13 protein-coding genes are annotated in these 13,775 nt (G+C 73.0%); 9 read left to right on the top strand and 4 right to left on the bottom strand.

Annotated features, from left to right (window positions below; all coding sequences use genetic code 11):
* Positions 1 to 123: 123 nt before the first annotated feature.
* The gene (locus tag LDL48_RS03430) at positions 124 to 789 is read left to right on the top strand and encodes a M15 family metallopeptidase (RefSeq protein WP_225253493.1); all 666 of its coding nucleotides are present in this window, start codon (positions 124 to 126) and stop codon (positions 787 to 789) included.
* A 78-nt stretch (positions 790 to 867) separates the two neighbouring features.
* Here LDL48_RS03430 and LDL48_RS03425 read toward each other — a convergent pair whose 3' ends face one another.
* Positions 868 to 2,898 (bottom strand): M6 family metalloprotease domain-containing protein, encoded by a 2,031-nt coding sequence (locus tag LDL48_RS03425; protein WP_225253492.1) that lies wholly within the window; start codon positions 2,896 to 2,898, stop codon positions 868 to 870.
* Between the two features lie 139 nt (positions 2,899 to 3,037).
* Here LDL48_RS03425 and LDL48_RS03420 point away from each other — a divergent pair, with 139 nt between their 5' ends.
* Positions 3,038 to 4,249 carry a PucR family transcriptional regulator gene (locus tag LDL48_RS03420; protein ID WP_225253491.1) on the top strand — a complete coding sequence of 404 codons (1,212 nt, stop codon included), beginning with the start codon at positions 3,038 to 3,040 and terminating at the stop codon, positions 4,247 to 4,249.
* Between the two features lie 6 nt (positions 4,250 to 4,255).
* Here the strand turns inward: LDL48_RS03420 and LDL48_RS03415 are convergent, their stop codons facing one another.
* Positions 4,256 to 4,717, bottom strand: coding sequence for a MarR family winged helix-turn-helix transcriptional regulator (locus LDL48_RS03415; protein ID WP_225253490.1), 462 nt, complete (start codon positions 4,715 to 4,717; stop codon positions 4,256 to 4,258).
* An 89-nt stretch (positions 4,718 to 4,806) separates the two neighbouring features.
* On the opposite strand from LDL48_RS03415, the gene LDL48_RS03410 reads away from it, so the two are divergent.
* Positions 4,807 to 5,022, top strand: a complete 216-nt coding sequence (locus tag LDL48_RS03410; RefSeq protein ID WP_225253489.1) for a hypothetical protein — start codon at positions 4,807 to 4,809, stop codon at positions 5,020 to 5,022.
* 6 nt (positions 5,023 to 5,028) lie between these two features.
* Here the strand turns inward: LDL48_RS03410 and LDL48_RS03405 are convergent, their stop codons facing one another.
* A complete protein-coding gene (locus LDL48_RS03405) occupies positions 5,029 to 5,742 on the bottom strand; it encodes an SDR family oxidoreductase (protein ID WP_225253488.1) in 714 nt (237 codons plus the stop codon).
* Between the two features lie 168 nt (positions 5,743 to 5,910).
* On the opposite strand from LDL48_RS03405, the gene LDL48_RS03400 reads away from it, so the two are divergent.
* Entirely contained in the window at positions 5,911 to 7,809 is a 1,899-nt protein-coding gene (locus LDL48_RS03400) for a glycoside hydrolase family 9 protein (RefSeq protein WP_443667665.1), read from the top strand.
* Between the two features lie 137 nt (positions 7,810 to 7,946).
* On the opposite strand, the gene LDL48_RS03395 is transcribed toward LDL48_RS03400, so the two are convergent.
* Positions 7,947 to 9,065, bottom strand: coding sequence for an SGNH/GDSL hydrolase family protein (locus LDL48_RS03395; RefSeq protein ID WP_225253487.1), 1,119 nt, complete (start codon positions 9,063 to 9,065; stop codon positions 7,947 to 7,949).
* Positions 9,066 to 9,593: 528 nt separating this feature from the next.
* Between LDL48_RS03395 and LDL48_RS03390 the strand changes: the two genes are divergently transcribed.
* The 5 genes from LDL48_RS03390 to LDL48_RS03370 all read left to right on the top strand — a co-directional run bounded on the left by LDL48_RS03390 (position 9,594) and on the right by LDL48_RS03370 (position 13,747).
* The gene (locus LDL48_RS03390; RefSeq protein WP_225253486.1) at positions 9,594 to 10,109 is read left to right on the top strand and encodes a flavin reductase family protein; all 516 of its coding nucleotides are present in this window, start codon (positions 9,594 to 9,596) and stop codon (positions 10,107 to 10,109) included.
* The gene (locus LDL48_RS03385) at positions 10,106 to 10,780 is read left to right on the top strand and encodes a malonic semialdehyde reductase (protein WP_225253485.1); all 675 of its coding nucleotides are present in this window, start codon (positions 10,106 to 10,108) and stop codon (positions 10,778 to 10,780) included. The genes LDL48_RS03390 and LDL48_RS03385 overlap by 4 nt, the downstream gene beginning before the upstream one ends.
* 116 nt (positions 10,781 to 10,896) lie before the next feature.
* The gene (locus LDL48_RS03380; RefSeq protein WP_225253484.1) at positions 10,897 to 12,042 is read left to right on the top strand and encodes an NAD(P) transhydrogenase subunit alpha; all 1,146 of its coding nucleotides are present in this window, start codon (positions 10,897 to 10,899) and stop codon (positions 12,040 to 12,042) included.
* Positions 12,039 to 12,335 (top strand): NAD(P) transhydrogenase subunit alpha part 2, encoded by a 297-nt coding sequence (locus tag LDL48_RS03375; RefSeq protein ID WP_225253483.1) that lies wholly within the window; start codon positions 12,039 to 12,041, stop codon positions 12,333 to 12,335. The genes LDL48_RS03380 and LDL48_RS03375 overlap by 4 nt, the downstream gene beginning before the upstream one ends.
* A complete protein-coding gene (locus LDL48_RS03370; protein WP_225253482.1) occupies positions 12,332 to 13,747 on the top strand; it encodes an NAD(P)(+) transhydrogenase (Re/Si-specific) subunit beta in 1,416 nt (471 codons plus the stop codon). Before LDL48_RS03375 ends, LDL48_RS03370 begins: the two co-directional genes overlap by 4 nt.
* The last annotated feature ends 28 nt before the right edge of the window (positions 13,748 to 13,775 follow it).

Genomic DNA, 13,775 nt, shown 5'->3' with positions numbered 1-13,775 from the left:
GGCCGCGCGCCGGACGGCGCGCGGCCACCGCACGGCGGTTATGATCGGCCCGGAGGTGCGGCGGTGCGACCGGATCGGTGAGTCTTCGCGTACCTGACGAGACCCACCGACCGAGAGGAACCCATGCCCGGCGCCGTCGCCCGCGAGTCCCGCACCATTCTCCTGACGGACCCGGAGATCTCCGCGATCCCCGTGCACGACGACGGCGAGCCGCTCGTCGACCTGCGCGGGTACCCGGAGTTCCGGCTGGATCCGCGGGCCGCGGACGAGTCGGGTTCGTACGCCCACCTGCGCGAGGGCGTGGTGGACCGGCTCGCCGCCGCGCAGCGGTCGCTGCCCACCGGCCTGCGGCTGCTGATCGTCGAGGGGTACCGGCCCTACCAGCGGCAGCTGGAGATCTTCACCGGATACCAGGACGAACTGCGCGGCCGGTATCCGGACTGGCCGGCCGACCACCTCCGGCGCGAGACCAGCAAGTTCGTCTCGCCCGTGGAGGTGGCCCCGCACAGCACCGGCGGCGCGGTCGACCTGACCCTGTGCGACGACGACGGCGCCGAACTCGACATGGGCACGGTCATCGACGCCACGCCGGTGGACAGCGAGAACGCGTGCTACACGGCGGCCACGAACATCCCGGCCGAGGCCCGGCGCAACCGCGGCATCCTGATCGAGGCGCTCGGCTCGGCCGGCCTGGTGAACTACCCGACGGAGTGGTGGCACTGGTCGTACGGCGAGCTGTACTGGGCGCTGACCACGTCCGCCCCGGCCACCCGCTACGGGCCACGCTGATCTCGGCGTCCGCCGCACCGCCGCCCGCCGGGCGCCGGCCCCAGGTGCCGATCCCCTGAGGCCGGCGACACCGATCGGCTAGCGGTTCACCCGGCACGGCATCGTGACGGTCTTCGTGGGGTCGCTCTCCGAGGTGGCGGTCAGCTTGACGAACCCGCTCTGCGCGGCGCCGGCGTTCGCGGCCACCGCCACGTCCACCGTGGTGGAGCCGCCGAACCGGACCGCGGACAGCGCGTTCGGCAGTTCCACCCGCCAGCCGATGCCGGCCACGTCGGCGGAGAGCCGGTAGACGTCCGACGTCAGGTACGACGCGACGTTCTCCGGGTGGGCCTGGCCGCCGGCCGAGTACGTGCCCGTGTTGGTCAGCCGGAACGTGCACGTCACGCCGCGGCCGGTGGGCTTACCGCCGGACGTCACGTGACCCTGCTCCAGTGCCACCCCGTGGGTGCTGGGCCCGCCGTCGGAATCCAGCGACCGCACCGCCACCGTGTACGACAGCACCCCGGTCTGGTCCCGGCGCACGTTCAGCACGTAGAAGTGCAGCCGGTTGGCCTCGTCGACGTACTCGTACTCGCTGCCCGACCGGGTGCCGGCGTGGAACAGCGCGTCGGACAGCTGGCGGTAGTCGCCCATGGTGACCATGGCCGGGGTGCCGTCCGGCCGGTAGAAGTCGATCATGTTGATGTCCTGCGGGTTCGCGTCGACCACCCACTGGAACGGCGCCCGGTCCTGGTTCTTGGTCTTGCTGAGCAGCACGCCGGCGTCCGGGGTGAACGAGTCCGCGCCCATCCGGTCCACCACCTCGACGGTGTAGTTCTCGAAGCCGCCGCCGTCGCAGAGCACCTCGGTGGACGGGTCGCAGGACGGGGAGCGGTCGGCGTTCATGGCGATGTTCAGCCCGGCCAGGTCCTGCGGGCCCGGCTTCACCCCGCGGGCGGTCACCCGGGCCACCACCAGGCCGGAGGAGGACAGCGCCTCGCGGGACAGCCGGAGCACGTTGGTCTCGTCGACCAGGCCGATCTTCAGCTTGTCCCGAAGGGTGTGCAGCGAGCCCATCGAGCCGCCCTGGACGGCCGGGATCTGCCAGCGGGTGTGCGGCCCGCCGGGACCGTTGAAGGACCCGCGGGACATCATCGACCAGGGACCGGTGTACGCCCGGCGCAGCGGCACGCCGTACGGGTTGTTGTAGTTGTCGCCGATGCTCAGCAGGTGGCTCAGCTCGTGCGCGTACACGCCCATGCCGGAACTCTCCGCCTGGGTCGACGAACCGCCGCCGGCGTTCGGCCAGATCGTCGCGGCCGACGCCCACGAGGTCCACTCCACGTACCGGGTGCGCGCGTGGTTGGGCCGGGTCTCGTCCGGCGGCCCGAACGGCTCGGTCACGTCGTTCTTGGTCTGGAACCGCATCTCGCCGAACTCCTGCCAGGTGGACGACTCGTCCTGGCCGGCGGAGAGGATGAAGACCAGTTCGTACGAGTCCGCCACCTCGTCGCCGACGTCGGCGCGCCAGGCGCCCAGCCCGTCGGTGCGCAGGTTGCGGTTGCAGGTCTCCCCGGTCGGGCACATGCCCGGGTTCATGTCGTTGGTGATGCCGTACTGGTAGGACTTCGCCGGCATGGTGTACGCCCCGAACGCGGTGAGGTCCACCCCGTACCGGCCGCCGGAGTCCTGCATCCAGTACTCGTGCAGCGTGTGGCCCTGGTTCAGCGCGTTCGGCGTGTTCAGCAGGTCCCGGTAGTAGGCCGGCACCTGCTCACGGGGCACCCCGGCGGCGGCCGGCTGCGGGTTGCCGAAGATCGTCGAGCGGGCCGGCCGGGTCACCACGAACGGCTGGTCCGGATAGTCCAGAGTGACCAGTGCGATGTCGAAGTTGCGGACCGAGCCGCGCACCGCGGGATCGGACCAGTCGGTGCCGGGCGGGGCGACGTAGTCGGCCCACGTCATGGTGTCGGGGTTCTCCCAGTTCTGCGGGTCCACCACCCGGAACGGGCCGGTGCCCGGATCGGCGGGCGCGGCGGTGGCGGGTGTGCTGGCCAGCGAGGCGACCAGGACGGCGGCGACCGCGGCGGCGATCGTGCCGCGGCGGGTGCGCGAATCCGTGAGCTGCATGCTTCCGCAACCTAGGGGCGGCACGGGCCGGCCGATACCTGCAGATGTCGGCACGTGCCGGGGTGTGATGCGACACCTGACGAAGTCGTGCCTTGAACCGTTACCGGGAATCGATCAGGATCGAGGCGGAGGTGCACTGTTGCACGGGGATCTGCAGCGCGTCGTCGACGCCGTCGCCGGACGGGTCGGCCGGGCGGCGCTGATCGAGGACCGGCACCAGCGGGTGATCGCGTACAGCGCGCACACCGAGCCGCTGGACGCGGTGCGCCGGACGTCCATCCTGAGCCGGCACACCACGCCGGAGGTGGCGGCCTGGTTCCGGGCGGCCGGCGTCCACCGGACCCGCGCTCCGATGCGGACCCCCGCCGCGCCCGAACTCGACCTGCTCCCCCGCGTCTGCCTGCCGCTGCTGCACGCCGACATGCTGCTCGGATTCCTCTGGTTCGTGGACGCGGACGGCTCGATGTCCGATGCGGACATCCGCGACGCCGAGACCGCCGCCGCGGACGTGTCCCGGCTGCTGCACCGCGCCGACCTGCTCGGCGACCTGGCGTCGGAGCGCGAGGCCGAGGCCGCCCGGACGCTGCTGGCGGAGCCGCCGGAGCACCGTGCCCGGGCGGCCGCCGAGCTGCTCGCCGACGGCGTGGTCGCGGACGACGGGCCGGTCACCGCGCTGGTCGTGCAGCCGGTCGGTGAGCGGGCCACGGCCGACCCGGTCCGGGCCGCGCTGGAGCACGCGCTGGTGCTGACCCGCCGCTGGTACGGCACCCGGTCCGCGCTGCACCTGGTCCGGCGCGACCACGGCACGCTGCTGCTGTGCGGCGGTGAGGCGGCGCACCGGCCGGCCGCGTCGGTGGCCCGCCACCTGACCGCGGGGCTGCGCGCCGCCGTCGGCCGGGTGCCCGGCGTGGCCCGGACGGTGGTGGGCCTGGGTGAGACGTACCCCCGGCTGGCGGACGCCGCGTGCTCGTACCGGCAGGCGGTGCGGACGGCCCGGATCGCGGCCCGGCTGCCGGCGCTCGGCGACGTCGCGTCGTGGGCGTCGCTCGGCGTGTGGCGGCTGCTCAGCATGGTCGACGAGCAGCAGGTGGACGTGCCGGAGGTGCATCCGGGTCTGCTGCGGCTGCTGAACGCGGACGGCGGCCGGGTGCTGGCGCAGACCCTGGAGACGTACCTGGATCTGGCCGGGAACGCGCACGCGACCGCGGAACGCCTGCGCCTGCACCGCACCACGTTGTACTACCGGTTGCAGCGGGTGGAGCAGCTGGCCGGGACCAACCTCAAGGACGGCAACGAGCGCCTCACCCTGCACCTGGCGCTGAAGCTGGCCCAGCTGTCCGGCGTCGGCTGACCCGGCTCAGCCGGCCGCGGCCCGTGCCGGGTGGGCCGCGGCGATCACCTGGGTGAGCGCGGCGTGCAGGCGGTGCAGGTCCTCGATCGGCAGGCCGAGCCGCTCGACCACGGCGGGCGGGATCTGCTCGGCCCGCCGCCGGAGCGCGCGCCCGGTCGCGGTGAGCGTGACGGCCAGGCTGCGCTCGTCCGCCGGGTTGCGTTCGCGGCGCAGGTAGCCGATCGCCTCGAGCCGTTTCAGCAGCGGGGACAGCGTGCCGGGGTCGAGCTGCAGGAGGGCGCTGAGATCCCGCACGGACAGCGGCGCGTGCTGCCACAGGGCCAGCATCACCAGGTACTGCGGGTGGGTCAGGCCCATCGGCTCCAGCAGCGGACGGTAGACCGCCACGACGCTGCGGGCCGCCACCGACAGCGCGAAGCAGACCTGCTGCTCCAGGGCAAGCGGGTCGGTGTCGTTCGGCTCACGCACAGCGGCATCTCCTCGGGTCCGCTGCTATCGTAGCCGATGATTGGTGTACCAATGGTTGGTGTGCCAAGTATCTGCGGGAGGAGCACGCGATGGCGAGGGACGGCTGGTTCCGCCGCAGGTTCGACGACTTCTGGTTCCGGTCCCTGATCGGGCCGGCGGCAGTGGACAACGCGGTGCAGGGGTGCGACGCCGAGGCCCGGGAGCAGTGGAAGCGGGACCTGGAGAACCGCAAGCGCCACACCCGCGAACAGCGCGAACGCCGCCGCGCCGAGCGCGAGGCCCGGCGCGGCTCCGGCATGTTCTGACCGGGCTCAGTTCGCGGCGACGGACCCGAGCCCGAACCGCGCGTAGAGGTCGCCCGGCTCGCCGGCCAGCGTCGACTTGATGAATCCGCTCCACTCGTCGGCGACCACCTCGAACCGGTTCTCCTCGAGCCCGTCCAGGGCGGCCCGCACGACGGCGGCCGGGTCGCCCTTGGGACCGTCGTAGCCGGCCGACATGTCGGTGTCGACCGCACCCGCGTGCACCGCGGTCACCTGGGTGCGCTGCGCGGCCAGTTCCAGCCGCACGCCGTTGGTCAGGTTCCAGGCGGCGGCCTTGGCCGCGCCGTACGCCTCGTGTCCGGGATAGTTGAACCACGACATGGCGGACAGCATGGTCAGGATCGCGCCGCCGGCCAGCCGGGGCGCGAACGCCCGGATCGTGTGCAGCGTGCCCCAGAAGTGGGTGTCCATCTCCCGGCGGATCTCGGCGAGGTCGCCGGTGACCAGGTTCGTGTTGGTGTCCACGCCGGCGTTGGTGACCAGCAGGTTGACGTCGGTGGCGACGGCCGCCGCGGCGGCGATCGAGTCCGGGTCGGTGACGTCGAGCCGGAGCACCTCGGCGCCCGGGACGTCGACGAGTTCCGGCCGGCGCGCGGTGGCGTACACCTTGGCGGCGCCGCGGTCGAGCAACTGACGGGTGAAGTGGCGGCCGAGGCCGCGATTGGCCCCGGTGACCAGGGCGACTGCTCCGGAGATCTGCATGCCGGCAACGGTAGAACGTGACGTTGGCGTCAAAGGCAAGTCCTGCGACCGGAGTCACACCGGGCGCTTCCCTGCGCGGCCCGGACGGGGTTAAATCGAGGACAACCGATATGGGAGCGCTCCCACGCCGTCCTCACGTGGCCCGCGGCTCCCGGACAGGAGCGCATCGTGCCCTCCCCGCGTACCGTCCTCGCCGCGCTGCTCCTCGGCGCCGGCCTGCTCGTGGTGCCGGCCCCCACCGGCGCCGCCGCGGCACCCGCCTACAGCTACGGCGAGGCGCTGCAGAAGTCGCTGTTCTTCTACGAGGCCCAGGTGGCCGGCCGCAAACCGGAGTGGAACCGGGTGTCCTGGCGGGGTGACTCGGCACTGCGCGACGGCGCCGACGCCGGCCTGGACCTGACCGGTGGCTGGTTCGACGCCGGCGACCACGTCAAGTTCGGCCTGCCGATGGCGTTCACCACCACCATGCTGGCCTGGGGCGCGGTGGAGAACCGCGCCGCGTACGCCGACTCCGGGCAGCTCACCCACCTGCTCAACAACCTGCGCGTACCGAACGACTACTTCATCAAGGCGCACCCCGCGCCGAACGTGCTGTACGGCCAGGTGGGCAAGGGCGACGACGACCACAAGTGGTGGGGACCGGCTGAGGTCATGCCGATGGCCCGCCCGGCGTACAAGATCGATGCGAGCTGCGGGGGCACCGAGCTGGCGGCGGAGACGGCGGCCGCGATGGCGGCCAGCTCGATGGTGTTCCGGCCGACCGATCCGGGGTACGCGGACACGCTGCTCACCCACGCCCGGCAGCTGTACTCGTTCGCCGACACGGTGCGCCGCAGCTACCACGAGTGCATCACCGACGTGACGTCGTTCTACCGCTCCTGGAGCGGGTACGCCGACGAGCTGGTCTGGGGTGCGGTCTGGCTGCACCGCGCCACCGGCGAGGCGTCCTATCTGACCAAGGCCGAGGCGGGTTACGACGCGCAGGGCAACGAGAACCAGACCAGCACCAAGATGTACAAGTGGACGATCTCCTGGGACAACAAGCAGTACGGCAACTACGTGCTGCTGGCCCGGCTGACCGGCAAGCAGAAGTACCTGGACGACGCCAACCGCTGGCTGGACTGGTTCACCGTGGGCGTGAACGGCGAGAAGGTCCGCACCTCCCCCGGCGGCATGGTGGTGGTGGACACCTGGGGCGCGCTGCGCTACGCGGCCAACACCGCGTTCGTGGCGCTGGTGCACAGCGACCACCTGACCGACGCGGTCCGCAAGACCCGGTACCACGACTTCGCGGTCAAGCAGATCGACTACGCGCTCGGCGACAACCCGCGCCGGTCCAGCTACGTGATCGGCTTCGGCGCGAACCCGCCGAAGAACCCGCACCACCGGACGGCGCACGGCTCCTGGTGGGACAGCCAGCAGGTACCCGAGCAGACCCGGCACGTGCTCTACGGTGCGCTGGTCGGCGGTCCGTCCGCGCCGAACGACGCGTACACCGACAGCCGCGCCGACTACGTGATGAACGAGGTGGCCACCGACTACAACGCCGGCTTCACCTCCGCGGTCGCCCGCCTGTACGGCGAGTACGGCGGCGCACCGCAGGCCACCTTCCCGCAGCCGGAGCAGCCGGACATCGCCGAGCTGTCGGTGGAGACCACGGTGATGCAGAACGAGACGCGCTCCACCGGCGTCAAGGTGATGCTCTACAACAAGTCGGCGTTCCCCGCCCGGGCACTGACCGCGGCCAAGTTCCGGTACTACTTCACCCGCGACTCGGACGCGGCGCTGGCCGTCAGCTCGCCGTACACCCAGGGCTGCCCGAAGCCGACCACGGCACAGCAGCACGCCGGCGACGTCTGGTACGTCGAGGTGGACTGCACCGGGTACACCATCGCGCCGGCCGGGCAGTCGGCGCACCGGATGGAGGTCCAGCTCAAGATCGGCGTGGTCGAGGGCGGCACCTGGGATCCCTCGGACGACCCGTCGTACCGGGCGGCGGCCGGGCCGAACCAGGGTGTGCCGCTGTATGAGGGCGACACGCTGGTCTGGGGCGCGCCGCCGGCCTGAGACACGGCGGAAGCACGGCCCGGCCGGACGGGGGACGCCGGCCGGGGCCGTGCTTCCGGGGTCCGGGCCTGACGGCCACGGACCGGAGCAGGGCCGGCGCCGGCGGCCGGGAACCCGGCCGCCGGCGCTGCGTGCGCCTACTCGGACACGACGCGGACCCGGCGGGGCCGCCGTACCCGGAGCGCGAACGCCCCGGCCACCAGCAGCGCCAGGCCGACGCCGGCGAGCATCCAGACGTTGGTACCGGTGACCGGCAGACCGCCGGACGCCGAGCCGGAGTCACCCGCACCGGTGCCACCGGCGGTGTCCGGCGCGGCCGGGCCGGTGGTGGTCGGCGTCGGCGTCGGCGTCGCGCTCGGCACCGGCGCCGGCTTGTCCCGGTCGGCGATCCAGGCGAGGATCTCCTCCGGCGTGCCGACCTTCTCGGTGAAGGCGATCAGCTGACCGCGCTCCTGACCCAGCCGGCTCGGGTGCAGCAGCGTGTTGTTGGCCAGTCCGGCCAGGCCGACGATCCACGGTTCGGTGCCGCAGAGGCCGTGTCCGGCGTACCGCGCGGCCACGTCCACGAACGTGGCGCCGGCCGCCGCGGCCTGCGCCTCCAGCACCCGGTTGATGCCGGCCACGGCGGTGTTGCCGGCGTCGCGCAGCGTCTTCGGCAGCGGCAGCGCGCACTGGGCGACGTCCTCGAACGGCAACGGGTACCCGACGACGGCGATCCGCGCCTTCGGGGCATTCGTCTTCACCGCGGCCAACGTCTTGCCCAGGTCTTCCGGGAACGTGGTGGTCAGCGCGGCCTCGGCCGCGGCCAGCTTGGTGGCGCACGCCTGCGCCTGGCTCGTGTCGGCGCAGGTCTTCAACGCGTCGACCAGGTTCAGGTCGTTGGCCCCGACGGTGAGGCTCACCAGGTCGGTCCCCGCGTCGAGCGCCTTCACCGGGTTGGTCGCGTCGGGCGTCCTCACCAGGTCGGCGAGCACGTCGGCCGAGGAGGCGCCGCTGCAGGCCTTCTGGGTCAGCTTCACCGCGGTGGGCTCGGTGGCGGCCCAGAGGGCCGGATACGCGTACTCGGTGACCCGGCACTCACCGGTCTCCGGCCCGGACCCGACGCCGGACGCGTACGAGTCGCCGAGTGCCACGTAGTCCACGGTGGCCGACGGTGCGGCGGCGGCCGGACCGGTGGTCGCCAGACCGGTTCCCACCACCACGACGGCGACCGCCAGCGATCTGATCAGAACGGCGGCTGACTGGGGCGCTCTCAACGAAGACTCTCCTCGGGCGACGGTGCGGACGCGCCGGTGGCGGCCGGCGCATCGGCTTTGTACCAACACCGCGCCGCGACGCACCGTGCGGCACCGACCGCGGAGAGTCCCGAATGCGGCGTCCTGGCTGGTCGGGGCGGTGCCCGGCGTCCGCGCCGGCCGAATCCTCAGCCCCCTTACCTGCCGGTTAGTGCCCCTAAGTACGCAGCATGGTGGGGATATCCCTCCTAGCCTATGGGAATTATATGTGTCCTGGGTCACAAGCCGGTGACGCGGCGTCGGCCGCGACGTTACGTTGCTGGCATGAACCGGAGCACCCGTCTCATCCGACGGCGCTTCGTCGACTTCCTCCGGGTGTGCACCTGCGCCTGTTGAGTCGTCCGACGCAGCGCAGAATCCCACGCACCCCATGCGGGCCGGCGCCGGCCCGTCCGCCGCCTCCATCGACGTAGCGGCCGTCCCACCCGCCGAGGCACCCGGCGACCCACCGCCGGTCGTGCCGCCGTGCCCGCTCCCACGGAGGATCTGATGACCCTGACCACCGGTCCGCTACCGGCTCCGCACCCCGGAGCCCCGCTCGACGTCACCGAGTTCCGCCGCCTGCTGCGCCACCAGGCCAGCACGGTGACCGTGGTGACCGCACCGGGCGACCGCCCGGCCGGCTTCACCGCCACCTCGTTCACCTCGGTGTCCCTGCACCCGCCGATCGTGTCTTTCTGCCTGAACCGGGACTCCTCCAGCTGGCCCACCGTGGCCCGCGCCGACCACGTGGCCGTGCACCTGCTCGCCGACGGCCAGCAGGACCTGGCCCGGCGGTTCGCCACCAGCGGGATCGACCGGTTCGCCGGCCCGACCGCGTGGCGGCCCGGACCGCACGACGTGCCGCTGCTCGACGGCACGCTGGCCTGGCTGCTGTGCCGGGTGATCGACCGGGTGGCCACCGGCGACCACGCGGTGGTGCTGGCCGAGCCGGAATTCGGCCGGCACGACGACGGCGTCCCGCTGCTCTACCACGACGGCCGCTACGCCCGCCTCGCCGCATGAGCGGTGAGGCAACGGTCCGGACCCGCCGTTCCGCGGAGCAGGACCCGGCACCGAACGGGCCGTCCGCACCGGACCTGCTGGCGCTCGATCCCGCTGCGCAGGATCTGCTGTTCCGGTCCGCGCGGACCGCGAACACGTTCACCGACGAGCCGGTCACGCCGGAGCAGATCAGGGCCGTGCACGAGCTGATCCGGTACGGGCCGACCGCGTTCAACTCCCAGCCACTGCGGATCGTGCTGATCCGCTCGGCGGCCGCCCGGGAGCGGCTGCTGCCCCACCTGTCCGCCGGCAACCGCGCCAAGACCGGCGCGGCACCGCTGGTCGCGATCCTGGCCGCGGACACCCGGTTCCACGAGCACCTGCCCCGGCTGAACCCGGACCGGCCGCACGTCCGCGACTACTTCACCGGCCCGGCGCACGACGCGGCGCGGCTGGACCAGGCCCGGTTCAACGCGGCCGTCCAGATCGGTTACTTCATCGTCGGCGTCCGGGCCGCCGGGCTGGCCGCCGGGCCGATGGCCGGCTTCCGTCCGGCCGGGGTGGACGCCGAGTTCTTCCCGGACGGTCGGCTGCGGTCCCTGCTGCTGGTCAACCTCGGCCGGCCCGGCCCGGACGCCTGGGCCGACCGCCTGCCCCGGCTCAGCGCCGACGACGTCGTCCACATGCTCTAGCCAGGACCATCGACGGAACCCCTTGAGTGCGGACCCGTCCGAGGCGCATCCTCGGGATCACGGACGCCGCACCGGGGAGGAACCATGGCAGGGTCGCACCGACGCTCGGAGACGGCATGACGACGGTCGGCGTCGTCCGGGAGGCCGGCGCCGGGGAGCGCCGGGTCGCGCTCACCCCGGACGGGGCCGGGCGCCTGCGGGCGCTCGGCCTCGACGTCCTGGTGGAGGCGGGAGCCGGCGCGGCGGCCTGGTTCGGCGACGAGGGGTACGCCGCCGCCGGCGCCACCGTGACCGACCGGGCCCGGGTGCTGGCGGACGCCGACATCCTGGTCTGCATCCATCCGCCACCGGACGCCGGGGCGCTGCCCGAGGGCCGGATGCTCGCCGGTCTCCTGTCGCCGCTCACCGACGCGCCGCTGGTCCGCCGGCTCGCCGAGGCGAAGGTGACCGCGGTCAGCCTCGACCTGCTCCCCCGCACACTGAGCCGTGCGCAGGCGATGGACGCGCTGAGTTCCCAGGCGAACGTGGCCGGCTACAAGGCCGTGCTGGTCGCCGCGGAGGCGTACGGCGGGTTCTTCCCGATGCTGATGACCGCGGCCGGCACCACCCGGCCGGCGCAGGTGCTGGTACTCGGCGCGGGCGTCGCCGGGCTGCAGGCGATCGCCACCGCCCGGCGGCTGGGCGCGATGATCACCGGGTACGACGTCCGGGCGGCCGCGCGGGCCGACATCGCGTCCACCGGCGCCGCCGTCCTCGACCTACCCGGACCGGAGGCCACCGGCGCCGGTGGCTACGCCCGCCGGCTCACCGACGCCGAGGCCCGTGCGCAACAGCAGGCCCTGGACGCGGCGGTCGCCCGCTTCGACGTGGTGATCACCACCGCCCAGGTGCCGGGCGCGCGCCCGCCGGAACTGGTGTCCACGGCGGCCGTCCGGGCGTTGCGGCCCGGCTCGGTGGTGGTGGACCTGGCGGCCGGCCCGCTCGGCGGCAACGTCGCCGGATCGGTGCCCGACCAGACGGTGGTCACCGCGCACGGCGTCACCCTGATCGGGGCGGCGCACCTGCCGGCCACCGTGCCACAGGCCGCCTCCACCGCGTACTCCCGCAATGTCTGTGCCCTGCTGCCCGCGCTGCTGCGCGACGGTGTGATCACCGTCGACCCGGCCGACGACATCCAGGCCGGCGTGGTCGTCACGCACGACGGCCAGATCGTCCAGCCGGCCGTCCGGACCGCCCTCGACAACCGGGAGGCCGGATCGTGAGCCCTCTGCTGCTGGCCGACCTGACCGTCTTCGTACTGAGCCTGCTGGTCGGCTTCGAGGTGATCAGCAAGGTGCCGGCCACCCTGCACACCCCGCTGATGTCCGGCGCGAACGCGGTGCACGGCGTGGTCCTGGTGGGCGTGATGCTGCTCGCCGCCACCACGACCACCCTGACCGGGTACGTGCTGCTGTTCGTCGCCGCCGCGTTCGCGGCCATGAACGTCACCGGCGGCTACCTGGTCACCGACCGCATGCTGGCGATGTTCCGCACCCGGACGGAGCTCCGCAAGTGACGGCCTTCGACACCTGGGTGCACCTGGTGTACCTGGCCTGCGCCACCTGCTTCGTGATCGGGCTGCACCTGATGAACGCGCCCGCCACCGCCCGCCGCGGCAACCGGCTGTCCGCCGCCGGGATGGCCGCCGCCGTCGCCACCACCGCCGTGGTGCTGGTGGTGCACCGGCAGATCACCGCGGTCGCCGCCGCCGTGCTGGCCGTGGGCGTCCTGGCCGGGACGGTGGCCGGCCTGGTCACCGCGCGCCGGGTCCGGATGACCGCCATGCCGCAACTGGTCAGCCTGTTCAACGCGGTCGGTGGCGGCGCCGCGGCCCTGATCGCGCTGGGCGAGGTGGTGCGGCACGGCGACCTGACCGGCCGGCTGCCGGTGCAGATCACCGTCACCGCGGTGCTGGACGTGCTGATCGGCGGCGTCACGTTCACCGGGTCCCTGGTGGCGTCCGGCAAGCTGGCCGGGCTGGTGCCGGGCCGTCCGATCGCGGTACCCGGCGGCCGCCTGCTCGTCGTGCTGCTCGGTGCCGCCACCGCCGGGCTGGCCGCGCTGGTGGTGGCCGGCCGGGCGGAGATCGCCGCGCTGACCGGCATCGCGGCGGCGGCCCTGATCGTCGGCGTGCTGATGACCCTGCCGATCGGCGGCGCCGACATGCCGGTGGTCATCTCGCTGCTCAACGCGTTCACCGGGACCGCGGTGGCGATGGCCGGGTTCGTCCTGGAGAGCAGTTTGCTGATCATCGCGGGGGCACTGGTGGGTGCGGCCGGCGCGATCCTCACCAAGCTGATGGCGGACGCCATGAACCGGCCGATCGGCGCCATCGTCGCGGGCGGCTTCGGCACCGGCGACGACACACCCGGCGCGGCGGTGTCCGGCGACGGCACGGTACGCGAGATCACCGTGGACGACGCGGCCATCCAGCTCGCGTACGCCGGCAAGGTGGTGATCGTGCCCGGCTACGGGCTGGCCGCGGCGCAGGCGCAACACGAGGTGGTGGCGCTGGCGCAGGCACTGACCGAGCGGGGCGTCGAGGTCGGCTACGGCATCCACCCGGTGGCCGGCCGGATGCCCGGCCACATGAACGTGCTGCTCGCCGAGGCCAACGCCCCGTACCCCGAGCTGAAGGACCTGGAGGAGATCAACCCCGAGTTCGCGCGTACGGACGTCGTCCTGGTCGTCGGCGCCAACGACGTGACGAACCCGGCGGCCCGGCGCCCCGGAAACCCGGTGTCCGGCATGCCGATTTTGGACGTGGACCGGGCCCGCAGCGTGATCGTGGTGAAGCGGTCGCTGGGCCACGGCTACGCCGGAATCGACAACGAGCTGTACACCGACCCGAAGACCGCCATGCTGTTCGCCGACGCCAAGGCCGGCCTGGCGGCGCTGATCGCCGGGTTGCACGCGTACGCCGGGTAGCGGCCGGCGAGACACCCGACCGGGCGCA

Source organism: Jidongwangia harbinensis (genome assembly GCF_020216025.1).
GTDB lineage: Bacteria > Actinomycetota > Actinomycetes > Mycobacteriales > Micromonosporaceae > Actinoplanes > Actinoplanes harbinensis.
This window is presented reverse-complemented; position numbering and strand designations above follow the sequence as displayed.